Source organism: Pararhodobacter marinus, assembly GCF_003122215.1.
GTDB lineage: Bacteria > Pseudomonadota > Alphaproteobacteria > Rhodobacterales > Rhodobacteraceae > Pararhodobacter > Pararhodobacter marinus.
Genome location: NZ_QEYD01000004.1, coordinates 68,767 through 90,714, shown reverse-complemented (window position 1 = coordinate 90,714; position 21,948 = coordinate 68,767). Strand labels below are relative to the sequence as shown.

Annotated in this window: 20 protein-coding genes; 5 read left to right on the top strand and 15 right to left on the bottom strand. The window is 68.2% G+C overall.

Annotated elements, in window-relative coordinates:
- The first annotated feature begins 59 nt into the window (after positions 1-59).
- Both C4N9_RS07295 and C4N9_RS07290 read left to right on the top strand, forming a co-directional pair.
- Positions 60-530, top strand: coding sequence for a (2Fe-2S)-binding protein (locus C4N9_RS07295; RefSeq protein ID WP_109532660.1), 471 nt, complete (start codon positions 60-62; stop codon positions 528-530).
- Positions 527-2,758 (top strand): xanthine dehydrogenase family protein molybdopterin-binding subunit, encoded by a 2,232-nt coding sequence (locus tag C4N9_RS07290; RefSeq protein WP_109532659.1) that lies wholly within the window; start codon positions 527-529, stop codon positions 2,756-2,758. The genes C4N9_RS07295 and C4N9_RS07290 overlap by 4 nt, the downstream gene beginning before the upstream one ends.
- A gap of 19 nt (positions 2,759-2,777) precedes the next feature.
- On the opposite strand, the gene C4N9_RS07285 is transcribed toward C4N9_RS07290, so the two are convergent.
- From C4N9_RS07285 to C4N9_RS07255, 7 genes are all read right to left on the bottom strand, one after another.
- Positions 2,778-4,295: a GTPase gene (locus tag C4N9_RS07285; RefSeq protein WP_109532658.1), complete on the bottom strand. Its 1,518-nt coding sequence runs from the start codon at positions 4,293-4,295 to the stop codon at positions 2,778-2,780.
- The gene (locus C4N9_RS07280; protein WP_168192152.1) at positions 4,282-5,274 is read right to left on the bottom strand and encodes a GTPase; all 993 of its coding nucleotides are present in this window, start codon (positions 5,272-5,274) and stop codon (positions 4,282-4,284) included. The genes C4N9_RS07285 and C4N9_RS07280 overlap by 14 nt, the downstream gene beginning before the upstream one ends.
- Positions 5,275-5,354: 80 nt before the next feature.
- Entirely contained in the window at positions 5,355-6,347 is a 993-nt protein-coding gene (locus C4N9_RS07275; RefSeq protein ID WP_168192151.1) for an esterase-like activity of phytase family protein, read from the bottom strand.
- On the bottom strand, positions 6,344-7,261 hold the full coding sequence (gene mepA / locus C4N9_RS07270) for a penicillin-insensitive murein endopeptidase (RefSeq protein ID WP_109532655.1): 918 nt from the start codon (positions 7,259-7,261) through the stop codon (positions 6,344-6,346). The genes C4N9_RS07275 and mepA overlap by 4 nt, the downstream gene beginning before the upstream one ends.
- Positions 7,258-8,646 carry an MFS transporter gene (locus C4N9_RS07265; RefSeq protein WP_109532654.1) on the bottom strand — a complete coding sequence of 463 codons (1,389 nt, stop codon included), beginning with the start codon at positions 8,644-8,646 and terminating at the stop codon, positions 7,258-7,260. The genes mepA and C4N9_RS07265 overlap by 4 nt, the downstream gene beginning before the upstream one ends.
- A gap of 147 nt (positions 8,647-8,793) precedes the next feature.
- A complete protein-coding gene (locus C4N9_RS07260; RefSeq protein ID WP_109532653.1) occupies positions 8,794-11,115 on the bottom strand; it encodes a Tex family protein in 2,322 nt (773 codons plus the stop codon).
- A 72-nt stretch (positions 11,116-11,187) separates the two neighbouring features.
- Positions 11,188-11,574, bottom strand: coding sequence for a hypothetical protein (locus C4N9_RS07255; RefSeq protein ID WP_109532652.1), 387 nt, complete (start codon positions 11,572-11,574; stop codon positions 11,188-11,190).
- A 143-nt stretch (positions 11,575-11,717) separates the two neighbouring features.
- Between C4N9_RS07255 and C4N9_RS07250 the strand changes: the two genes are divergently transcribed.
- Together C4N9_RS07250 and C4N9_RS07245 are read left to right on the top strand one after the other, a co-directional pair.
- Positions 11,718-12,221, top strand: a complete 504-nt coding sequence (locus tag C4N9_RS07250; protein WP_109532651.1) for a DUF1643 domain-containing protein — start codon at positions 11,718-11,720, stop codon at positions 12,219-12,221.
- Between the two features lie 253 nt (positions 12,222-12,474).
- Positions 12,475-12,903, top strand: coding sequence for a hypothetical protein (locus tag C4N9_RS07245; protein ID WP_109532650.1), 429 nt, complete (start codon positions 12,475-12,477; stop codon positions 12,901-12,903).
- A 32-nt stretch (positions 12,904-12,935) separates the two neighbouring features.
- Here C4N9_RS07245 and C4N9_RS07240 read toward each other — a convergent pair whose 3' ends face one another.
- The 7 genes from C4N9_RS07240 to C4N9_RS07210 are packed head-to-tail and all read right to left on the bottom strand — an operon-like array spanning position 12,936 to position 20,291.
- On the bottom strand, positions 12,936-13,910 hold the full coding sequence (locus C4N9_RS07240; RefSeq protein WP_109532649.1) for an ornithine cyclodeaminase family protein: 975 nt from the start codon (positions 13,908-13,910) through the stop codon (positions 12,936-12,938).
- Entirely contained in the window at positions 13,907-14,791 is an 885-nt protein-coding gene (locus tag C4N9_RS07235; RefSeq protein WP_109532648.1) for an alpha/beta fold hydrolase, read from the bottom strand. Before C4N9_RS07235 ends, C4N9_RS07240 begins: the two co-directional genes overlap by 4 nt.
- Positions 14,788-16,263 (bottom strand): M81 family metallopeptidase, encoded by a 1,476-nt coding sequence (locus tag C4N9_RS07230; RefSeq protein WP_109532647.1) that lies wholly within the window; start codon positions 16,261-16,263, stop codon positions 14,788-14,790. The genes C4N9_RS07235 and C4N9_RS07230 overlap by 4 nt, the downstream gene beginning before the upstream one ends.
- Positions 16,260-16,859 carry a TRAP transporter small permease gene (locus C4N9_RS07225; protein ID WP_109532646.1) on the bottom strand — a complete coding sequence of 200 codons (600 nt, stop codon included), beginning with the start codon at positions 16,857-16,859 and terminating at the stop codon, positions 16,260-16,262. Before C4N9_RS07225 ends, C4N9_RS07230 begins: the two co-directional genes overlap by 4 nt.
- A 14-nt stretch (positions 16,860-16,873) precedes the next feature.
- On the bottom strand, positions 16,874-17,836 hold the full coding sequence (locus C4N9_RS07220; RefSeq protein ID WP_109532645.1) for a TRAP transporter substrate-binding protein: 963 nt from the start codon (positions 17,834-17,836) through the stop codon (positions 16,874-16,876).
- A gap of 50 nt (positions 17,837-17,886) precedes the next feature.
- Positions 17,887-19,173, bottom strand: a complete 1,287-nt coding sequence (locus C4N9_RS07215; protein WP_109532644.1) for a TRAP transporter large permease — start codon at positions 19,171-19,173, stop codon at positions 17,887-17,889.
- Positions 19,170-20,291: an NAD(P)/FAD-dependent oxidoreductase gene (locus C4N9_RS07210; protein ID WP_109532643.1), complete on the bottom strand. Its 1,122-nt coding sequence runs from the start codon at positions 20,289-20,291 to the stop codon at positions 19,170-19,172. Before C4N9_RS07210 ends, C4N9_RS07215 begins: the two co-directional genes overlap by 4 nt.
- Positions 20,292-20,416: 125 nt before the next feature.
- On the opposite strand from C4N9_RS07210, the gene C4N9_RS07205 reads away from it, so the two are divergent.
- Complete coding sequence (locus tag C4N9_RS07205) at positions 20,417-21,088, top strand: helix-turn-helix domain-containing protein (protein ID WP_168192150.1); 672 nt, start codon at positions 20,417-20,419, stop codon at positions 21,086-21,088.
- Here C4N9_RS07205 and C4N9_RS07200 read toward each other — a convergent pair.
- Positions 21,085-21,936: a universal stress protein gene (locus tag C4N9_RS07200; protein ID WP_109532642.1), complete on the bottom strand. Its 852-nt coding sequence runs from the start codon at positions 21,934-21,936 to the stop codon at positions 21,085-21,087. The two genes, C4N9_RS07205 and C4N9_RS07200, sit on opposite strands and share 4 nt — an antisense overlap.
- Positions 21,937-21,948 lie beyond the last annotated feature (12 nt).

The window sequence follows — 21,948 nt, the reverse complement described above, 5'->3', positions numbered from 1 at the left end:
CAGACTGACATTTTTCGACCATAGTGTCAGGAGAGATGATTCGAAGCGCGGGGACCCTCATGGCGACGACATTGACCATCAACGGCAGCGATCACCGGATCGACGCGCCGGACGACACGCCGCTGTTGTGGATCCTGCGCGACGAACTGGGCATGACCGGCACCAAGTTCGGCTGCGGCGTCGGGTCCTGCGGGGCCTGCACCGTGCATATCGACGGCGAGGCGATGCGCAGCTGCCAGGTGGCGCTGGGCGATGTCTGGGGCGACGTGACCACGATCGAGGGTCTGGGCACGCCCGATGCCATGCACGCGCTGCAGGCGGCATGGCTGCGCAACCAGGTGGCGCAATGCGGCTATTGCCAGTCCGGGCAGATCATGCAGGCCGCCGATCTTCTGTCGCAGAACCCCGATCCGACCGATGACGAGATCGACGCCGCGATGTCCGGCAACCTGTGCCGGTGCGGCACCTATAGCCGGATCCGCGCGGCGATCCGCGACGCCGCCACCCAGATGCGGGAGGAGGTGCTGTGAGCCGTCTCGGAACCATCACCCGCCGCAGCTTTCTTGTCGCCTCGGCCGCCATCGCCGGGGGCGTGGCCTTCGGGATCTACAAACTGCGCCAGCCGATCCCCAACCCGCTGGACCCCGGAGAAGGATCGGCGCTGAACGCCTTTCTGGTGATCGATCAGGACGGCGTGACCGCGATCAGCGGCCGCGCCGATATGGGACAGGGCGCGCAATCGACGCTGGCGATGCTGCTGGCCGAAGAACTGGATGTCGACTGGGAAAGCGTCCGCGTGGCGCATGGCCCGGCCTCGGTCGCCTATTACAACGCGGCGATGATGGAATCGGCGTTGCCGGGGGCGGAATACAACAAATCCTCGTGGATGCGCACCGTCGGGGCCTTCGTCGGCAATGCCGGGGGACGGTTCCTCGGCACCCAGATCACCGGCGGCTCCACCTCGGTCCGCGACGGGTTCGATAAAATGCGCCTTGCCGGGGCCTCGGCCCGCGAGACGCTGAAGCTCGCCGCGGCCGAGCGGCTGGGCGTGGCCGCCGACCGCCTGCGCACCGAAGCCGGCGCCGTGGTCGCGCCCGACGGCACCCGCCTGCCCTATGCCGAACTGGCCGAAGCCGCCGCCCGGATAGAGCCGCCACAAACCGAGCCGCGCCCGCGCGCAGATTGGCGGCTTCTGGGCAAGGACCAGCCGCGCCGCGACATGGCGGCGAAGGTCACGGGCACGCAGGCTTATGGCATCGACACGCGCCTGCCGGGCATGAAATTCGCCAGCCTGCGGATGAATCCCCGGCTGGGCGGCGGCCTGCGCGGCTTCGACCCGGCCCCGGCGCTGGCCATTCCCGGCGTCGAGCAGGTGCTCGATATCGACGGCGGCATCGCCGTTGTCGCGCGCAACAGCTGGGCGGCGATGCAGGGCGCTCAGGCGGTCGACTGTGACTGGGGCCCGGCCCCCTATCCCGACACGACCGAAGCGATCTTTGCCCGGATCGAAGCGGCGTTCGACGACAGCCCCAACTCGACCATGCGCGATGATGGCCCCGAGGCGCAGGACGGCACCGAGATCACCGCCGAATATCGCCTGCCCTATCTGGCCCATGCGCCGCTGGAGCCGATGAACGCCACCGCGCTGTTCGAAGACGGCAGGCTGACGCTCTGGTCACCCAATCAGGCGCCTCTTGTCCAGCAACGCACCGCCGCGCGCGGCGCCGGGATCGAGCCCGAACAGGTCACGGTGCACACCACGGCCATGGGCGGCGGTTTCGGGCGACGGGGCGAATCCGACTATTCCGAGCTGGCCGCACGGGTGGCACGGCAGATGCCCGGCGTGCCCGTACAGGTGATCTGGTCGCGCGAAGAGGACATGACGCATGACTTCTACCGCCCCGGCGTGATCGCCCGGCTGCGCGGCGTGGTGGCCGATGGCACGGCGAAACAGCTCGATGCCCGGATCGCGGGACAGGGCATGACCGCCCAGGTCGCGCCGCGTCTCTTCGACATTCCGGTGGGTGGTCCCGACCGCGCGCTGGTCGAAGGGTTGTTCGACCAGCCCTACGCGATTCCCAGCTACCGCGTGCGCGGCTACACCGCCGAGATGGACTTCCCCGTCAGTTTCTGGCGCTCGGTCGGGGCCAGCCATAACGGCTTCATCCACGAAAGCTTCATCGACGAGCTGGCCCATGCCGCCGGTCGCGACCCGATGGAGTTCCGGCTTGACCTTGTGCGCCCGGAAAGCGCGGTCGCGGCGGGGGTGCTGGAGGCCGTGCGCGCGATGTCGGATTGGGACAACGCCCGCGCATCGGGCCGCGCGCTGGGCGTGGCGATGGTGTGGTCCTTCGGCACGCCGGTTGCTCAGGTCATCGAAGTCGAGGATCAGGACGGCGCGATCCGCATCGCCCGCGCCTGGATCGCCTGCGACCCGGGCATCGCCCTGGACCCGCTGAACCTGCGCGCGCAGATGGAGGGCGGGCTGATCTTCGGCCTGTCGGCGGCATTGCACGGGCAGATCACCGTCTCGGACGGGATGGTCGAGCAGTGGAACTTCCCCGATACCGACGGCCTGCGGATCTCGGGCGCGCCCCGGATCGAGGTTCAGGTGCTGGAAACCAACCCGCATCTGGGCGGCGTCGGCGAGCCGGGAACGCCGCCGGCCGCGCCGGCGCTGGCCAACGCGATCTTCGCGCTGACCGGCACCCGGGCCCGGGAGCTGCCCCTGGACCGGCAGTTCGACTTCGTGCTCTGAGCCGGGCCGCCGCTTCGGACTAGCGCCAGCGGCTGCCCAGCGCGCGCACCAGTGCGCCCGCGCCCCGCCGGGCGCGGGTCAGGTTGCCGCGCAGCCCCTGGCCCGCCGCGCCTTCCAGACGCAGCCGGTTGCGCCGGGTCATGCGGGCTTCGGGCAGGACCGCGTCGATCGCCGCGTCAAGCGCGTCGATGTTCCAATCCGGCGCCTCGGCCCGGATCGGGATCACCGCACGCGGATCGACCGCCGGCCCCATCGCCTGCGCGATGGCCCCGGCAGCGGCGTCGAGCGTGGCGCGATCCTCTGCCGTCAGGGTATTCTCGGGGCGGGGCCAACCGGGCAACAGAAGGTCGGCCGCGTTCGCGACATGGATCACCGGCGGGTGCCGGCGCGCGGGATCGCGCGTCATCGCCGCGTCAAAGGCCGCCTGCAGCGCGGTATCGGCGGCGCGGCCCGGGCGATTGGCGCGGTGGACCCAGATCACCAGATCGGCCGCGACCATCTGCGCCGCAATCGCCCGCGCCATCCGGTCGGTGCCGTCGAGCCCCGGCGTATCGATCAGCCGCACGCCGCTTTCCGTCATGTGTCCCGAGGCCGCCTCGGTGGTGGGCGCGGCATCCGTCTCGGCGCTGTCTTCCTCAAGAAGGGCGTTGAGCAGCGTCGATTTCCCCGCCGAGGTCTGGCCGACGATGACGATCTGCACCGCGCCTTCGGGTCTGGCATCGGGCACCGTGACGCGCGCGCCCAGCCGCGTGAGGTCCTGTTCGCTGACCTTCAGCCGCCCGCTATAGAGGTCGATTGCCGCCTGCGCGCTTTCTTCCAGCAAGATCGCCTGCGCATCGCGGCGGAACTTGTCGGTCAGCCGGTCCTGCAGCCCGGTGGCCAGCACACGCTCGGCCTCGCGCAGCAGGCCCACGGCGGGGTTCATCACCAGCCGCACCCCGCGCCAGGCCAGAAAGCCGGTTTCCCACGCGCTGAGCGCCGCGTCCTGCTTGCGCCACAGCCAGTGCATCGTGCGCACTGACAGCTTGTCGGAATAGGGGACGTGTTCAAGCAGGAAGGCGCGGTAGCGAAGCGCGACCTGATCGACCAGCATCAAGGCCTCGGGCAGCGTGAAGTCCAGCGCCGAACGGCGGCCGTCTGACAGGTCGGTCGCGACCTCTTCGACCACGCTCAGCGCCTCGGCGGGCAGGGTGGCCCAGGGTATCGGCTCGGACAGGCGGCGGTCGATACGGGCGCGGGCGCGGGCGAAGGCAGCTTTCTCGGCCTCGGTCCATTCCGGGTCTGGCTTGGGGCCCTCGACCTCGCGCGGGACCCTCTCGCCCGCCGCGCGGGTACGCCAGCGGGCCACGAAGACCGCGCCCCGGAACCCCGCGTAGAACAAGGCCGTGCCCAGCGCGAACCACAGAAGATAGCCGTGTTCGTGCAGATACAGGAAGCCCAGCAGCATCGACAGCGTCAGCGGCAGCGCAAGGATGGCGGCAAGTCCCAGCTTGTCCCAGCGCAGCAGCGTATGCCGAAGCCGTTCACCCAGCGTCATTGCGCGCGCCTTTCAGCGCCTGATCGTAGAGACTGCGCAGCGTCGCGCTATCCGGCTCGGCCCCGTGTGCCACGCCGTAAAGCCAGGCCGAGGCGGCGCGGCCCAGCGCGTAGGTCGTGGCGAAACTTGCCCCCGCAGCGGCGGCGGCCCCCACGGTCTGGCCCGCGACCGGCAGCAGCTTTGCCCCCTGCCGGGCCAGCAACGCGGCGCCCATCCGCGCAAGCGAGCCGATCCCCAGCGCCGAGGCCAGCAGCCCCATCCGCGTCGGCGTCAGATCGACCCCATGGGCCTGCGCCAGCGCTTTCAGCATCGCGGCCTGCGTCGCGGGAACGGTGGCCAGCCCGGCAATCGGCACGACATCGGTCGCCCCCGCCAGCGCCGCGTAGCGCACCACCGTCTTGCGCATCCGCTGGAAGGCGCGCGCTTCGTCTGCGCGTCGCAGCGCGGCGGCGGCACGGGGAAGGAAGCTGTCGAGCGCGTCGAGAAGATCCTCGAGCCCCGTCACCAGCCCCTCGCGCGGCATGGCCAGCGTGACCGAGGGCAGCTCCCGCCCGATCAGCTCGGTGAGATGAGCGCGCGCGCGCAGTTGCGCCTGCGGATCGGGGACCAGGTCGGCGCCGGTCAGGACCAGCAGCACCGGAAGCTTCGTCCGCCTGAGGATGTCGGTGACCGGCGCCTGCACCGGATCGTCAAGCCGCACCACTGCAAGGATCGCCTGCGCCATGCGCTGCGCCGCCGCTACGTCGCCCGAGGCCTCGTGCCCGGCTTCGCCCAGCCCTCTTGTGTCGAGGAACCGCACGGCAGGCGCGGCGGCGGGGAAATCGTGGACTGTCGCGTCCTGCGTGCCGGGGGCAAAGCCGTTGCCGACCTCGCCCGCGCCGGTCAGCGCGCGCACAAGCGATGTCTTTCCCGCCCCGGTCTTGCCCAACAGCCACAGAACCGGGACGGCCGGCTCAACGGCGCCTTTCGTGTCAGTCACGTTCTTGCCCCTTGCGATCCATGCCCATCAAGATGGGAACGGTCCGGCGCGGTTGCAATCCACGAGCCCGCGCTCGGCGCTCAGCGGTTGACGGCCACGTCGATCAGTTCCGAAGGCCCCCGCTGCAGATCGTCGTCCGAGACCATCAGCAGCCGGATACGCCCGTTCCAGTCACGAAACACCGCAAGTCCTTCGAGGTTCCCGAACTGGTTGTATTCCGAGCGCATGACCCATTGCCCCTCGGAAATCGCCTGCCCGTTCACGCGAAAGCGCCTTACCTGGCTGCGATAGCCCCGTCCCGCGCTTTCCTGTTCCAGAATGTAGAGCGCGCCATCGGGTCCGAAATCCGCGCTCACCGGATAGAAATGCCCGTCCGAGGGGATGCGGAAAGCGCCTGTCCAGCTTCCGTTGGTGTACATGTAGGACGGGAAGCCATAGGTCGCCCGCGCCGCGCGTTTGGGGATCGAATAGATGCGCCCGGAGGGGTCGACCGCCACCGATTGCAGCCCGCTTCCCGCGCGCAGGCGTTCGAAATCGTGATGCATGCCGGTCGATTGTGCCGCCGAACCCAGCGACGGATAGCGCAGCACGCGGTTGTGCTGCTCGAACGACACGTAGAAGGCGCCATCGCGGCCGATGCTCAGACCCTCGGCATCGCGCAAAGACCCCGACAGCGGGCGCCCGTCCTCGCCGCGCAACAGCGCAACCTGACGGATCTGCATCCCGTCGATGCTTTGCCCGTAGCCGCGCTGCAGGCGCGCGGCGACGATGAAGCCGTGATCCGAGACCATGTAGATATTGGTGCCGTCGCTGGTGGCGATCCCCGAGAAATCGTTGATGCCCCCCGACATCAGCGGAATCCGGTAACGCGCCACGACCTGAGCGGCGGGAATGCTGGCGGGCTGGTGCTGAACCACGCCGGCATAATAGGTGTCGGGATGCGACTGGGTATGCCCGGACTCGGTCTGAGCGCGCGCGCGTTGCGAATACGAGGTCTGGGCACCGGCGGGCAGGACGGCGCCGCCGAGGGCGACCCCCACGAGGGCAGCGATGAGAGAGCGGGCAGCGATCATCTGGTTACAACTTCCGAACATTGGCGGGGCAGGTCAGCCATGACAAATTCCCGCGGATGGCGACGCCGGGGCGTCGGTTCCGCGGGTTCGGCAGGGCGCTCAGTCTGGCGCGGCGGGTTCAGGAAATCCGTCACCCACCACATGAGGGTGTCGTCGCACGCATTGCCGCCATTCGACAGCTCGGCCACGGTCGGGCTTTGCGTTTCGCATGACGGAGACCCGGCTGGGCAGCGCAGCCGGACATGGAAGTGGTAATTGTGTCCCTGAATCGGGCGAATGCGCTGCAGCCACGCGGTATCGGCCGGGGTGGCCGTGCGGCACATCTCGATCTTCACCGCCGCGGCGACGAATATCCGGTCGACCCGCGGATCGGACGCCGCCGCCCGCAGCACCTGCGCATGTTGCGGCGTCCAGTGGCTGGTCAGCCCGCGCTGATCCTCTGTCCGGACACTGACCGAGGACAGGTTTTCACGCTCGGTGCGGCTGAGATCCAGACGCCCCGGCGGCAGCATCCAGATATCGGCATCCAGCCCCATCTGGTGGCTGGCATGACCCGAGGTCATGGGCCCGCCGCGCGGCTGGCTGATATCGCCGACATAAAGCCCGTTCCAGCCGATCTGCACCGCCTGACGGCTGAGATCCTGAATAAACGAGATCATCTCGGGATGGCCCCAATTTCGGTTGCGCGACAGGCGCATCGCCTGCCATGTCGGTCCGGTTTCGGGCAGTTGAACGAAGCCGTCGCCGCAGCCCCGCGCGTAAGAGCCGTAAACCTGCGCCGGTTCGCTGGTGCCGCGCGTCGCCGCGCCGAACAACTGGTTGGCGAGTTGCTGGGCGATGGCCGGATCGATGGCGCTGCTGCTCACGCAGGCGCCAAGACCCAATGCCCCCAGCAAAAGCGACAGGCGTTTCATGCGGGCACCTCTTTGCGGCTGGACCCTTCGGGGTGGACGAAAGCGAGAAGGACGAGACCCAGCATGAACAGCGCCGTCACCGGCAGGATGCCGATCTGCTGGCTGCCCGACAGGTCGGTGGCGATGCCGATCGACAGCGGCGCCAGGAAGGCGGTCGCCTTGCCCGACAGGGCATAGAGACCGAAGCCTTCGGTCATCTTGTCGGTATCGCCCTGGCGCACCATCATGGTGCGCGACGCCGATTGCATTGCGCCGCCCGCGGCACCGACAATAGCGCCCAGCACATAGAACGCGATGTCAGGAAGCGACGAGTCGGGCGTCACGGCGATGCCGAAGACCGAATCGCGCGACACGAAAACGATGGCCAGCGCGGTCAGGGCCAGCGCCACGACGTTGAAGACGATGACGGGTTTGGGGCCGAAGCGGCTGTCGGCCTTGCCCCCCAGCCATGCGAACAGCGCGCCGGTCGCGGCAGCGAGGATGCCGAAGATGCCCACCTGCACCACGCTCCAGCCCAGCACGCCGGCGGCATAGATGCCGCCGAAAGTGTAAACGCCGTTGAGCGCGTCGCGGTAGAACATCGAGGATCCGAGAAAGGCAAAGAGGCTGCGGTTCGCAGGCAAACCCGCCAGGGTCGATTTCAGTTCCGGCCAGGCGCCGCGAATGGCGGTGCCGATGCCGACCGCGTCGGGTTTGCGCGGCTCGCGCACCCACCAGAAGAACGGGATCATGAAGACGACATACCAGAACGCCGTCAGCGGCCCGACCGAGCGCGTGCCCTCGCGGGTTTCCGGGTCCAGCCCGAAGATCGGGTCGATGCCGATCAGCGTGGTGCCGTTCGATCCCTCGGCCAGCAGCGTCAGCATCAGGATCAGCGCGACCAGCCCGCCGACATAGCCCCAGGCCCAGCCCGAGCCCGACACCTTGCCCAGTTCCTCGCGCGGGGCGAGGTCGGGCAGCATGGCGTTGGTGAAGATCGTCGCGAATTCCATCCCGACCAGACCGAGGCAGAACATCAGCATCACGTACCAGATGTTGAAATCCGCCGGTGCCGAGAACCAGAGCCCCCATGCGCCGACCACGTAGCACAGCGAAAAGAACCAGATGAAGACCATCCGCTTGCCCGAGCGGTCGGCCACAGCGCCCAGAAGCGGCGCCAGCACGGCCAGCAGGATCCCGGCAAAGCCGATCCCGTAGCCCCAGATCGCCTGCGCGCGCGAGCCGTCGCCCACCACGCCCACCACATAGGGGCCGAAGATGAAGGTGATCAGCAGCGTGTTATAGGGCTGGCTGGCCCAGTCGAACCACCACCAGCCCCAGATCCGCCGCTGTGCCGCGCCACGCGCGTCGGCATCGGCCGCGCGTGCGGCCGTCGATTCGGTCATAACAAGGCCCCCCCAGGCTATCTGAACGATCAAGACCTATGGGGGGGCGCCGGGCAAGTCACGAATCCACAACGGTTTTCACCTGTGGCGGATTCGTTACCCCTGCCCGTACGCCTGTCTACCACTCCTTCTCAGGGCGCACGGACTTCAGCGCTTCTTCAGCGCATCCATCAGCGCGGCGCCGAACGCGCCCTGCGCTTGGTCACGCTTCGCGGGCCCGGCGCTGCCGCCGCGCGGACCCTTGCCGCCCTTCGGCCCTCGCTGCTGATCGCGGGCGCCCCGGTCGGGGCGGGTATCGGCATTGTCCTTGCGCATCGTCAGCCCTATGCGCTTGCGCGCCACGTCGACCTCGACCACGCGGACGGTGACGACATCGCCTGCCTTGACCACTTCGTGCGGATCCTTGACGAAGCGATCAGCCAGCTGGCTGACATGGACCAGCCCGTCCTGATGCACGCCGATATCAACGAAAGCGCCGAAGGCCGCGACGTTGGTGACGGTCCCCTCCAGCCGCATCCCCGGTTTCAGGTCGCGGATCTCGTTCACGCCCTCGGCGAAGGTCGCGGTCTTGAACTCGGGGCGCGGGTCGCGGCCGGGTTTTTCCAGCTCGGCCATGATGTCGCGCACGGTGGGCAGCCCGAACGTGTCGTCGGTGAAATCCTCGGGGCTGAGGCGCTTCAGCGGGGCGGGATCCTTCATCAGCGTGGCGACATCCTTGCCCGCCGCCGACACGATCCGGCGTGCCAGATCATAGGCTTCGGGGTGCACGGACGACGCGTCCAGCGGCTCTTTCCCGCCCTGGATGCGCAGGAAGCCCGCCGCCTGTTCAAACGCCTTGGGACCAAGCCGCGCGACTTTCAACAGCTCCTTGCGGCTGGCAAATGGGCCGTTCGCGTCGCGATGCGCGACCACCGATTCCGCCAGCCCCGCGCTGAGCCCCGATACCCGCGCCAGAAGCGGCGCCGAGGCGGTGTTCAGTTCCACACCGACCGCGTTCACCGCGTCCTCGACCACGCCGTCCAGCGCCTTGCCCAGCGCGTTCTGGTTCACGTCGTGCTGGTACTGGCCGACGCCGATGGCCTTCGGTTCGATCTTGACCAGCTCGGCCAGTGGGTCCTGCAAACGCCGCGCGATCGACACCGCGCCCCTGAGCGACACGTCCAGATCGGGGAATTCGCGCGCCGCCAGTTCGCTGGCCGAATAGACCGAGGCGCCCGCTTCGCTGACCACCACCTTGACCGGGCGCGGGCTGGGCAGTTTCGACAGCAGATCGGCGACCAGCGCATCGGTTTCCCGGCTGGCCGTGCCGTTGCCGATGGCGATCAGGCCCACGCCATGCTTGCGCACCAGCGCCCCCAGCACCGCCAGCGTGCCCTGAACATCCATGCGCGGCTGGAACGGGTAGACGGTCGCGGTTTCGACCACCTTGCCCGTCGCATCGACAACCGCCACCTTCACGCCGGTCCGGATGCCCGGATCCAGCCCCATCGTCGCCTTGGCGCCTGCCGGGGCAGCCAGCAGCAGATCCTTGAGATTGCGGGCGAAAACGCGGATCGCTTCGGCCTCGGCGGCTTCGCGCAGATCGGTCATCAGGTCGATGGTCAGGCTGAGCTTCAGCTTGATGCGCCAGACCCAGCCTGCGACCTTGTCGAGCCACGCATCGCCCTTGCCCGCAGTCCCGATATTGAGCGCCCGCGCGACCATGCGTTCGGCGGTGGACTGACCCGGCGCGGCCTCGGGCTCGACAGCGAGATCAAGCGCAAGGATCCCTTCGTTACGCCCGCGCAGCATCGCCAGTGCGCGGTGGCTGGGCACGCCCGACAGCGCTTCGGAATGTTCGAAGTAATCCGAGAATTTCGCGCCCTCGGCTTCCTTGCCCGGCAATACCTGCGCCGTCAGCCGCGCCACGGCGGCCATATGCGCGCGCAGCTGCGCCTTGAGCGCGGCATCCTCGGTCAGACGCTCGGCGATGATCTCGCGCGCGCCGTCGAGCGCGGCCTTGGTATCCGCCACCGCCTCGGACAGGTAGCCCTGCGCCAGCGTTTCGGGATCCGCCGCGCGGTCGTCCAGGATCGCGTCGGCCAGCGGTTCCAGCCCGTTCTCGCGCGCGATCATCGCCTTGGTGCGACGCTTGGGCTTGTAGGGCAGGTACAGGTCTTCGAGCACCGCCTTGGTCTCGGCCGCGTTGATCTTCGCGCTCAGATCGTCGGTCAGCTTGCCCTGCGAGGCGATGCTGTCGAGGATCGTCGCCCGCCGCGCTTCCATCTCGCGCAGATAGGACAGCCGCTCGGACAGCGTGCGCAGCTGCGAATCGTCGAGGCCCCCGGTCGCCTCCTTCCGGTAGCGCGCCACGAAGGGCACGGTCGCGCCTTCGTCCAGCAGGGTCACGGCGGCGATGACCTGATCGGGGCGGGCGCCGATTTCGGCGGCGATGAGACGGGGAATGCGCGCGGTTGCGGGCTGGGTCACGGAGCGGGCCTTTCGGTCGAATGCGGGAAGCGACCCTAGCCGCGCCCGGACCCGAGGCCAAGCCCCGCGCCGCTACTTGTAATCGGGACCGACCACGGTAAGCGCGCTGCTGCCGAGAATACGCTCGGTGCCGTTCTCGCGCCCGACATAGCGCAATTCCCACGATCCCGGTTCCGCGGGCGAGGCGATGATCGCGGCGCCGTCGACGGGAACGAAGGTGGCCCCTCCCGAATCGTCCTCGACCGGGGCGCCGGGGCGGGCGATGCGGATCAGGTCCTGCGCGGCACGCGGGGCCTCGGGGCCCAGTTCCACGGTAAGCGTCACGCCACCCGGCGCGGTCATCGGCGGCAATCCGACCGACGTCGCCACGGGGATGCCGGTGCCCTGCGGCACGCCCTGAGCGGTCAGAGGGGACGCGGCCAGAACCGCGATAAGGACCAGTGCCGCCCGTATCGTCATGAAATCGCTCCCGGTTGCGGCCCGGATTACGGCCGAAGCTTTGGCCGGACGCTGCCACGCGCCGCGCGCGGCGTCCAGCGCTTCCGACCTTAGGCGATGCCCGGGCGCTTTCCTCCGACGTCCCGCCGGGCTATCACCCCGGCATGATCACCCGAAGCCACACCAAGGGCGATGCGCCCTCGACCGCGCTCTACTCGGCCTGCGAAGCCTATCGCTACATGCTCACCCGGATCTGGGATCCGGACGGGCGGCGGGTGCTTTTCGTCATGCTCAACCCCTCGACCGCGACCGAGGTCCAGAACGACCCGACGGTCGAGCGCTGCGAGCGGCGCGCGCGGGCGCTGGGTTACGGCGCATTCCGCGTGTGCAACATCTTCGCCTACCGCGCGACCGACCCCAAGGTGATGCGCGCGCAGCCGGATCCGGTAGGGCCGGCCAATGACGCCGCGATCGTGGAAAGTGCGGAATGGGCGGATACCATCGTCTGCGCCTGGGGCACGCATGGCGCGCACAGGGCGCGCGGGCCGCAGGTCGAGGCGCTTCTGCGCGCGACCGGCAAGCCACTGTACCATCTGGGCCTGAGCCAGGCGGGGCATCCCAAGCATCCGCTCTACATCGCCTATGCCCACCAGCCCGAGCCCTGGTGAAGGCCGGCTGCGTCCGGCTGTCGGCGAAGACCTGCCGATCCGGACCTTCGGCCAAGCCTCCTGGAAACTCCTTGTTTAACAAGGACCTGCCAACAGCTCAGTGAGCGGCGCGACCCGCAGCGCCACCGCTTTGGCCCTTTCGCGGTTCTGACCAAGGAACCCGGACAACCCGCCTTGGCGTTTCTCTCGCGACCCTGCAGCGGCGGCCTTTGTGCCTGTCTCGCTGCCTGCTGCGACGCGAAAGGATGAAAAGATGAAGCGTTTCCTGGTTGCCGGCATCGCCGCCGTATCGACCCTTGCCGTGGCCCCGATGGCTTATGCCGATCCCCCGTCCCATGCCCGTGGCGGTCACGGTGCGCAGCATTGCAACGGGAATGGCCATAACTGCCGGGGCCGTTTCAATCCCGGGCACGGTCCGAACGATGTGCGCCATGGCGGGCGCCACCTGCGCGGCCATGGCGACGACCGCTCGGGCGGCGATATCACCGTCAACGTGACGAATATCCGGATCGGTGCCGATGCCAGCGGCGCCCGGTACTGGGATTACCGCAGCGGCTATGGCATCGCGCCCGCCCCGGCGGGACAGGAATACCGCGTGATCAACGGCCAGCTGGTGCTGGTCGACAGCCAGACCTTGCAGGTCGTGGCGCTGATGGGGCTTCCGAGTGCGCTGATCAACTGACGCGATGACCGCGGTGCCCGGCGGGATGGCTGTCAGAAATCGACCGCCGTTCCCCGGTTCTCGGCCTCGGCGCGGGCCAGAACGTGACGGGCAGCGGCAAGGTCCTGCGCCACGATACCCAGCGAGCGATAGAGCGTGATCGCCTGCGCGTCCGAACGCCCCTGCCCGCCTGCCAGCACGGCACCGATCTCGGATTTCAGGTCCGCCTCGGTGATCGTGCCCGCCTTCAGGCCCGAGATGATCTCTTCCGCCTGCGCCAGAAGCGAGGGGCGGTAATCGAAAAACAGCTCGGCCCGCTGCAGGACCGCATCGTCGATCTCGCGTTTTCCCGGCATCGAGGCGCCGACGATGTTCAGATGCTGCCCGGGTTCCAGCCAGTCGCCCCTCAGCACCGGCGTGGCCGCGTTGGTCACGGTGCAGACGATATCCGCACCGTCGACGGCGGCCTGTGCATCCGTGCCATGGGTGATATCCAGAGCGGGAAAGAGGCTGCGCGCGTGATCGGCGAAGGCTGCGGCCTTCTCGGCGCGGCGCCCGACAATCCGCACGGTGCCGATATCGCGCACCGCCAGCATCGCGGCGAGGTGATGCTCGGCCTGCTCGCCGGTGCCGATGATCGTCAGCCGGGACGCATCGGGCCGCGCCAGGGCGCGGGTGGCCACCGCCGAGGCCGCGGCGGTGCGGATCGCGGTCAGAAGCCCCGCATCCATCATCGCCACGGCGCCGCCCTCTTCGGAGTCAAACAGCACGACCGCCCCGCGATGGCCCGACAGACCCTTGGCCGGGTTGCCCGGGAACAGGCTGACCAGCTTGACGCCGTAACAGGCCGGATCGCCCAGAGCGCCCGACATGACGCCCATCAGGTTCCTGCCTCCCACCGGCACGACATGGCGCAGCGGCAACTCGGCATCGCCCTTCGACACGCTGCGCATGGTGGTGTCGATCACCGCGATGGCCTCGTCCATCGGCAGAAGCGCCGCGACATCGGCGTTCGACAGCACCCTCATGCCTGAAAGACCCCGTCTTCGGCTTTCGTCCACTCCGCCGACAGCGGCACGATCCCCAGCCGCGCGAGCAGCAGGTTGGTGTAGAGATCCGGCCGCAGCAGATAGGGGAAATGCCCGCCCCAGAGAAACCGGAACGCGGGCGCCGGACGGTTGCGGGCGCGCACCGCGTCGCGCATCGGCGGCGGGATCAGCGGGTCGTCGCTGGCTTCGATCACCGTGGCAGCGTCCGCCGTGTTGCTCAGCGCCGGCAAAACCGGCCCGGTCTTGATCGCGTCGAGCCGGGCGCGCATCTCGCGCTCGGGAATGCGGCCCTCGGCTTCGGTCAGCAGGAAACCGACCATGTCGGCATGGTCGGGATGCGCCGCGCGCCAGGCGTTCATGCCCGCCGCGAACCCGGCGCGCAGCTCGTCGATCGGGGCGTTCCACAGATCGCTGGAATAGGGCGGGCGCTGGTCGATGCCGTCGACCGAATGCAACGTATTGGCGGCGAAGAGATGGGCCACCAGATCGGGCCGTTCCGCCGCGAAATACTGCGCAAGGTATCCGCCCAGCGACGAACCCAGAACCGCCGCCTGCCCGACGCGAAGCCGCTCCATAAGCCCGGGCAGAGCCGCCGCCCATTCGACCACGCCGCCGCTTTCCGGGTAGCTGACGGCGATCACGCGCAGATGCGGCGCCATCGCGTCGATCTGGTGAAAGAACACGTCCGCGCGGCCCAGCGTGCCGGGCAGGAACAGGAAGCACGGCCCCGCCGCGTCGCCGTCTTCGCCGCCCGGAACCCCGGTATCGATCAGGCCCCAGGAACGGCCATCGATCTCGATGCGCTGCTCGGGAAAGCGCGACAGGAAAGCGTCGCGCGCGGCCATCAGGCTGTTGCTCATGCGAAAGGGTTCTCCACGCGCGGCCAGTAATTCAGCGACCGGATCTTGTAGGGAATGGCGGTGAAATCGGGGGTGATCGCGCCGGGCGAGGCGATGGGGATGATCACCGACGCGATGGGCGCGAAGCCCGCGCGGAAATGGTTCGAGGATTTCACCACGACATGGCGCTTGCCCTGCACGTCGATGCCGATCTGGGTGAAGGCATCGGGGTGGAAGGTCTGGGTGCGAATGTCGTTCACCACGATGTCGATGTTCTCGGACGGATCGTTGGTTCCGGTGTCGATGGACAGCCAGACGCTTGTGCCCAGCTCGACCGGCAAAGTGCCGAAGGTCTGCGCCAGCCCCGGAACGATGCGCTTGATGGTCACGGTCAGGTCCAAGGGGTCGCCCGACATCGGCCCCACCTTGCCGCCCAGCCGCACCGGCAGCGTTGCGCCCTCGCCCGCATCCTGACACAGCCGCACAAGCTGCGGGTCCCAGTACAGCCCCGACACGACCGAGGTCAGGCCCCGATCCAGCATCGCGCGCAGCACGAAAGTGGCGTCGCCCGGCGCGCCGCCGCCCGCGTTGTCGGACATGTCGGCCAGCACGATGGGGCCCTGATTGTGCCCGGCCGCCAGATCGAGCGCCTCGTCGATGGTCAGGACCTTCTGGAAGATCGCCTCTTTCTCGGCCCAGAGCTTTTCGCCGATCTCGCGGGCGATCTTTTCGGCCAGCGCCGGGTCGCCGTCGGTGATGGCCAGCGCCCGCGCGCCGGTGCGCTCGTGATCGCCCCACGGAAAGCCATGGGCCAGCGACAGCGACAGGATGCCCGGCTCGGTTTCGCGCGCGCTCATCGCATCGACGAAATCGCGCATCGGGCCCTCGGGCGTCGGCATCGCCATGACGATGCGGCAATCGTAATCGCGCATCACCGGGTTGGTCTTGCCCTCGGCCGCGTCGGCGATCAGGGCGAACAGCTCGGCGCCGCGGTCGAGGATGTCGATATGGGGATATTCCTTGAAGCAGATCAGCGCATCGGCCTTGGTCAGCATTACCTCGGTCAGATGGCAATGCGGGTCCAGAAGGGCGCCGATCTTCGCGTCCGGCGCCAGCGCGCGGATATGCGCGATCAGGTCGCCTTCGCAATCGGGATAGCCATCGGCGATCATCGCACCGTGCAGCTGCAACAGCACGATATCGACCGGCATCGCGGCTTTCAGGTCGGCAAGGATCTCGTCGCGGAACTGCTCGTAGACCTTGCGCAGCGTCGGCCCCGAGGGCTGGGCAAAGGCGGCAAGGCTTTCGGCCACGTCCCAGCCGCGCGCTTCGGCCTCCTTGCGCCACAGGCTCATCGCGCCGGTCCAGTAGAGCGGCTTGCTGGAGGTCGCCGTGCCGTGATGGATCATCCCCTCGTCGAAGCTGGCATAACTGGTGGGGAGCGGCGAGAAGCTGTTGGTTTCGGTGGCCAGACAGGCGATGAAGGTCTTCATGGGGTCTTTCCAAGCGGTTCGGGCAACGGGGACCCGGGCGTTCCGGGTTCGGACGCTGCGCGCGCGGGTGCCTGACCGGTGGCGTGCAACGACAGCGATGCGGCGACATGGATCAGGATCAGGATGAAGGCGAGCGGCACCGCCGCCGTGAACCAGATCATCGAGACCGGGATCATTTCGGCGGTCCGCGACAGCGAGCGGCCCAGAAAGCCGCGCGCCATGTTCATGTTGGGGCCGAAGAAGCAATACCAAAGGATCGGCGCGGCAAAGATCACCACGCCCAGCGCCCGCAGGGTCGCCAGAACGGCGCCCAGCTTGCCGCGCATCACGACCATGGCGGGAAACAGCACCGGATCGGCCCCCGCGCGGAACGCGACCGAGGCCCCCAGCATCCCGGCCCAGACCATGGCCCGACGCGACAGTTCCTCGGTCCAGATCGGCGGGCTGGACAGGAGATAGCGCGCGATGACCTGCCAGCCGGCGGCATAGACCATGACCAGCACCGCAAGCACCGCGCCGCCGATGGCAAGCACGTTGAGCGTGGCCGAAACCCGCTCCAGTCCACGAGCGAGCGCCTGGGCAAGTCGGCGGATCATCGCGCGCCTCTCCGTTACTCGATGGCGGCCTGCCAGGCGGCAAGCTCTTCCTCGTTGACGATCCGGCCATAGGTCACGGCCGAGGCTTCCTGGAACTCGGCCCGCGCCTCGGGCGAAAGCTCGGTGATCTCGACACCCGCTTCGCGCAGCTGATCGATCACGCCGCCCTGCGTGCCCAGCCATTCCCGGTTCGCCGCATTCGCGGCCTCGATGGCCGCGTCAACCGTCGCGCGGTCTTCATCCGACAGGCCCGAGTACCAATCTTCGGACACGATGGCGCCCCGCAGCGAGACGAGGATATCGGCAGGGGTGAAGTGGCGCAGGAATTCGGTGTGACCGAACAGAAGCGGCACGAAGGCCGGGTTCAGATAACCGTCGGCGACGCCGGTCTGCAGCGCGTTCGGCACCTCGGCCCAGCTGACGATGGTGCCGGTGGTGCCCCAGGCCTGGAACAGCTCGATCTGCGCCTCGTCGAGCGCCCGCATCCGCAGATCCGCCATATCCGCCATCGAGGCGATGGGCTGGCGGGTGTTGAAGATCCCCGCCGCCGGACCGACGGTCACGACGCCCGCGACCCGCACGCCATGCGACAGAAGCGGCTCGTTGATCCGCTCCAGCATCCCGTTGTCGTAGAGCGCATGGTCGATCTGCTCCATGCCGCTGAAGAAATAGGGCAGGCGCAGGCCGTTGATCAGCGTGTCGAGCGACGAGGTGATGCCCAGCGGCGCCATGGCGACCTCGACCAGCCCCTGCGTGACCTGGTCGAAAACCTCGTCATCGCCGCCCAGCGCGCCGCGCTGGTATTCCTCGGCCTCGATGCCGTGCTCGTTCAGATAGGTCGAAAAGGCATGAGCCCAGACATAGGTGCCCGACCCGTTCAGATCGGCGGGGCTGTCCAGCGCGACCTTGACCTGCGCCTGCGCGGCGCCGGTGGCAAGAGCCGCAAGGATGGATGCGGTGATCAGCAGTCTGTTCATTGTGTTTCCTCCATGTTGTCGTTTCTGCTTGGTGAAGGGGACGGCGCAGGCTAACCGCCGATGAAGCCCAGCACGCGGGGTAACCACAGCGTCACTTCGGGCACCCAGATGAGCACGCCCAGTACCGCGATCTCGACCACCAGGAACGGCAGGACCGCGCGCGCGAGGCGCCAGTAATTGATGCCGGTCACGGTGCTGACAATGATCAGGCAACCGCCCAGCGGCGGGGTGAGCAGGCCCAGCGTCAGGTTGAAACACAAGACGATGCCCAGATGCACGGGATCCGCCCCCTGTTCCAGCGCCACGGGCGCCAGCAGCGGCACCAGCAGCGCCAGCGCAACGGGCGTATCCAGAACCATGCCCGCGAGCAGGAAGATCACGTTCAGCAACAGCATGTATTCGACCGGGCCCAGCCCCGCGCCGGTGACCATGTCGGCGATGGCTTCGGGCAGACGTTCGAGCGCGCCCAGATAGCCCAGGGCGGACACCGCCGCGATCAGCATGAAGATCGAGCCCGACAGCATGGCCGTACGTTTCAGCGCCTCGAACAGCGCCATCAGCGTCATCCGCTCATAAGCCATGCCCGCGAAGGCGGCCGCGACCACGGCCACGGCGGCGGCTTCGGTGGGCGTCATCAGCCCGAACACGATCCCGCCCAGGATGATCCCGGGGATGCACAGCGCCGGCAGCGCGCGCAGGAGGGTAGGCAGGAAGGGCGGCAATTCCCCCTTGGCGGCGCGCGGGTGATCGTCGCGCCACGCGAAATAGCCATTCGCAAGCATCAGTGCGAGCGCCAGCAACAGACCGGGCACGATCCCCGCGATGAACAGCGCGGTGACCGAGGTATTCATCAGCGCGCCGTAGAAGATCATCACGATCGACGGCGGCACGATCGGCCCGATGATCGACGACGCCGCCGTGATCGCGCCCGCATAGGTCAGCGTGTAGCCCTGCTCGCGCATGGCCGGAACCAGCGTGTTCGACACCGCCGCGCTGTCGGCCACGGCCGAGCCCGATATGCCCGCAAAGAAGACAGAGGTCATCACGTTCACATGCCCCAGCCCGCCCGGCAGTCGCCCGACCAGCGCCATGGCCAGCCGGATCAGCACGCGCGTGACGCCGCCCCGGTTCATGATCTCGCCCGCCAGGATGAAGAGCGGCATCGCCATCAGCGCGAAAACGTCGATCTTCGAGAAGATCTGCTGCGGCAGGATGGCGAGATAGCGCTCTTGCCCGGCGCCGAAGAACGCCACCACCGCAGAAGCGCCGATGACATAGGCGATGGCCAGCCCCGAGGCGAGCAGAACGGCACCGAGGACAGGAGCGGCCCAGATCATGCGACCAGCGCCTCGCGGCGGGGGGCCAGCGCAGCGGCGGTGACGCCCGCCCCGGCGATGTCTGGCGGGACGGGCTGGCCCAGAACCAGCGCGGCGGCCATCCGTGCCAGTGCCGGCGCGGTCTGGATCCCGTAGCCACCCTGCCCCGCCAGCCAGAAGAAACCGGGCGCATCAGGCGCATAGCCCACGACCGGCGCCTTGTCGGCGACGAAGCTGCGCAGACCGGCCCATTTATGGTCGATCCGGCGGACCGGCAGGTCGAACGCGGTCTGGATCCGGTCGACGCAGAGGGCGATATCCCATTCGTCGGGCTGCGCATCGCAAGGCTCGGACGGGGTTTCGTCGGCGGGGGACAGCAGCAGCTTCCCGGCATCGGGGCGCAGGTAGAACTGCTCGTCGATATCGACCGCCATCGGCCAATCCTCGACATCGGCCCCTGCGGACGGGCTGACAAGGATCGCCGTGCGCCGCTTGGGGACCAGGCTCACCGACGCGACACCCGCCATGTCGGCCAACGTGTCGGCCCAGGCGCCCGAGGCGTTCACCACGATATCCGCCGCGATCGTCCCCTGGGGCGTTTCAACGCGCCAGCCGTCACCGTCGCGCGACAGGCCGGTCGCCTCGGCCCTGAGCCGCATCTCGCCGCCCATCGCGGTGAGATGGCGCAGATATTGGCGGTGCAGCGCGTCGACATCGATATCGGCCGCCTCGGTGTCGAGGAGGGCGCCATGCAGATCCCCGCTGCGCAAGATTGGCAGGTGCGCGCGCGCCTGCGCGGGCGTCAGGCGATCAAGGGCCATCTCGTCGGCCATCGCGTCGAAGCTGTCGGCCTGATCGCGGCGCGCCAGAAACAGCACGCCGCGCGGCTTCAGCAGGGGATGCGGGCGCCCGGATGTGGGCGGCGCCTGAAACGCCGCGCGCGAGGCCCGGGTCAAAGCGCGGATCACAACCGGGCCATAGCTGGGCGCATACAGCGCGGCAGAACGGCCGGTCGTGTGATAGCCCGGCGCCATTTCCCGCTCGAGCAACACGACATCCTGCCCCGAGCCGGCCAGTTCCGCCGCGACCGAGGCCCCGGCAATCCCGGCGCCGATGACGACGATCCCGCGTTTTTCCATCGGACTCACCCGCGCCCCCGTGTTCACGTTTCCGTCAGGCTAACACGGTTTTTCCAATCCGAAAGAGATTTTTTCCTATACGAAAATTCATTGGCGCGGCACCCGGATCACCGTATGATCGCGCCATGAGCCCCAATGACGCGTCGCCCCGGAAAACCGCCCCCGACATGCCGGACACGCAGCGCGCCGGTTTCGGACGCAGGCTGCACGATCTGCGCCGGGATCGCGGCTGGACCCTCAGCGATCTGGCCGAACGCTCGGGGCTGGCGGTGAGCACGATCTCGAAGGCCGAGCGCGGGCTGATCTCGCTGACCTACGACCGGATGCGGCAACTGGCGAAGGGTCTGGGCATCGACATGGCCGAACTGCTCAGCGCCGAGGGCGCGGCGTTCCAGCCGGGTAGCTTCGCGGTGGCGCCGAAAGGGACCTTCAAGCGGCAGGAGACGCGCAACTACGTCTACGAAATGCTGTTTCCCGAGCTGCGCAACAAGGCGATGATGCCGATGATGGGCACGCTGAAGGCCCATGACCTGATGGATTTCGACGATTTCGTCCGCCATCCGGGACAGGAATTCCTGCTGGTGCTGGAAGGGGCCGTCACCATCTATGCCGAGGGCAAGGCGCCCGTCATCCTGCGTCAGGGCGACAGCGCCTATTTCGACAGCTCGCGCGGGCATCTCTATGCCTCGGCCGGCGCCGAGGATGTGCGGATCCTCGTGGTCTGCACCGATTTCGAAGCGTCCGAGCTGAGCGGGGATGTGCCGGTGAACGGCACATCCGACACCGCGCCCGATTAACGCATCAGAACGACCGGCACCTTGCAGGACCGTACCATCTCGGTCGTGGTCGAGCCGATGATCAGGTTGCGGATGCGCGAATGGCCGTAGGCGCCCATGACCAGCATGTCGAACCCGTCGCGCTCGACCATCTCGCCCAGCGCCTTTTCCGGCTGACCGGGCACGATGGCGGTCGTGGCCTCGATCCCGGCACTGCGCAGCATGGCCTTCGCATCCTCGAGCCCGCCCGCCAGTTCGGCGCTGTGCGAGCCGACCGTCACCAGATGCACCTGCAACCCTGGAAACAGCGACGAGCGGGCGATGTGATCGACCGCCTTCATCGCCGACGAGCCGCCGTCATAGGCCACCAGAACCTTCCCGATCGGCCTGAACGCGCGTGAGGCCACGAAAACGGGTTTATGCGAGGCGCGCACGATCCGTTCCAGGTTCGACCCCAGATGCCCCTTGGCGAAATCCGCCGCCTCGCCGCGCTTGCCGATCAGGATCACGCGGGCTTCGGCCTCGGTCTCGGCCACAGCGTCGACCAGATCCCCGTGGCGCAGGCGGGTCGTCACGGCGGTGACCCCCGCCTTTTCCACCAGCGCGCGTGCATCGTCGAGGATCGCGCGGCCCCGGTGGCCCACCAGCTTGGCGCGCTGCGCGTCAAGCTCGGCCAGTTCCTGCATAAGCTGTGTGCGCGCGCCCAGCGCGATGGCACCGGACAGGTCATGCTTGTCGGCGGCCTCGCGGCGGCCCAGCACATGGACCAGTTCGACGGGCGCACCGGTGCGCTGGGCGATCCAGGCTGCATGGTCGCAGACGCTGGCCGAGTAGATCGAGCCATCGACGAGGGCGATGATCTTTTCCATGGTCTTTCCCTC

Bases quoted from the DNA above. Each gene is read 5' to 3' on its own strand.
- C4N9_RS07285 (WP_109532658.1), bottom strand. From the start codon at position 4,295: ATGACGCTGGGTGAACGGCTTCGGCATACGCTGCTGCGCTGGGACAAG.
- C4N9_RS07240 (WP_109532649.1), bottom strand. From the start codon at position 13,910: ATGAGGGTGCTGTCGAACGCCGATGTCGCGGCGCTTCTGCCGATGGAC.
- C4N9_RS07210 (WP_109532643.1), bottom strand. From the start codon at position 20,291: ATGGAAAAACGCGGGATCGTCGTCATCGGCGCCGGGATTGCCGGGGCC.
- C4N9_RS07275 (WP_168192151.1), bottom strand. From the start codon at position 6,347: ATGATCGCTGCCCGCTCTCTCATCGCTGCCCTCGTGGGGGTCGCCCTC.
- C4N9_RS07295 (WP_109532660.1), top strand. From the start codon at position 60: ATGGCGACGACATTGACCATCAACGGCAGCGATCACCGGATCGACGCG.
- C4N9_RS07265 (WP_109532654.1), bottom strand. From the start codon at position 8,646: ATGACCGAATCGACGGCCGCACGCGCGGCCGATGCCGACGCGCGTGGC.
- C4N9_RS07245 (WP_109532650.1), top strand. From the start codon at position 12,475: ATGAAGCGTTTCCTGGTTGCCGGCATCGCCGCCGTATCGACCCTTGCC.
- C4N9_RS07230 (WP_109532647.1), bottom strand. From the start codon at position 16,263: ATGAAGACCTTCATCGCCTGTCTGGCCACCGAAACCAACAGCTTCTCG.
- C4N9_RS07215 (WP_109532644.1), bottom strand. From the start codon at position 19,173: ATGATCTGGGCCGCTCCTGTCCTCGGTGCCGTTCTGCTCGCCTCGGGG.
- C4N9_RS07225 (WP_109532646.1), bottom strand. From the start codon at position 16,859: ATGATCCGCCGACTTGCCCAGGCGCTCGCTCGTGGACTGGAGCGGGTT.
- C4N9_RS07250 (WP_109532651.1), top strand. From the start codon at position 11,718: ATGATCACCCGAAGCCACACCAAGGGCGATGCGCCCTCGACCGCGCTC.
- C4N9_RS07255 (WP_109532652.1), bottom strand. From the start codon at position 11,574: ATGACGATACGGGCGGCACTGGTCCTTATCGCGGTTCTGGCCGCGTCC.
- C4N9_RS07235 (WP_109532648.1), bottom strand. From the start codon at position 14,791: ATGAGCAACAGCCTGATGGCCGCGCGCGACGCTTTCCTGTCGCGCTTT.
- C4N9_RS07205 (WP_168192150.1), top strand. From the start codon at position 20,417: ATGAGCCCCAATGACGCGTCGCCCCGGAAAACCGCCCCCGACATGCCG.
- C4N9_RS07220 (WP_109532645.1), bottom strand. From the start codon at position 17,836: ATGAACAGACTGCTGATCACCGCATCCATCCTTGCGGCTCTTGCCACC.
- C4N9_RS07200 (WP_109532642.1), bottom strand. From the start codon at position 21,936: ATGGAAAAGATCATCGCCCTCGTCGATGGCTCGATCTACTCGGCCAGC.
- mepA (WP_109532655.1), bottom strand. From the start codon at position 7,261: ATGAAACGCCTGTCGCTTTTGCTGGGGGCATTGGGTCTTGGCGCCTGC.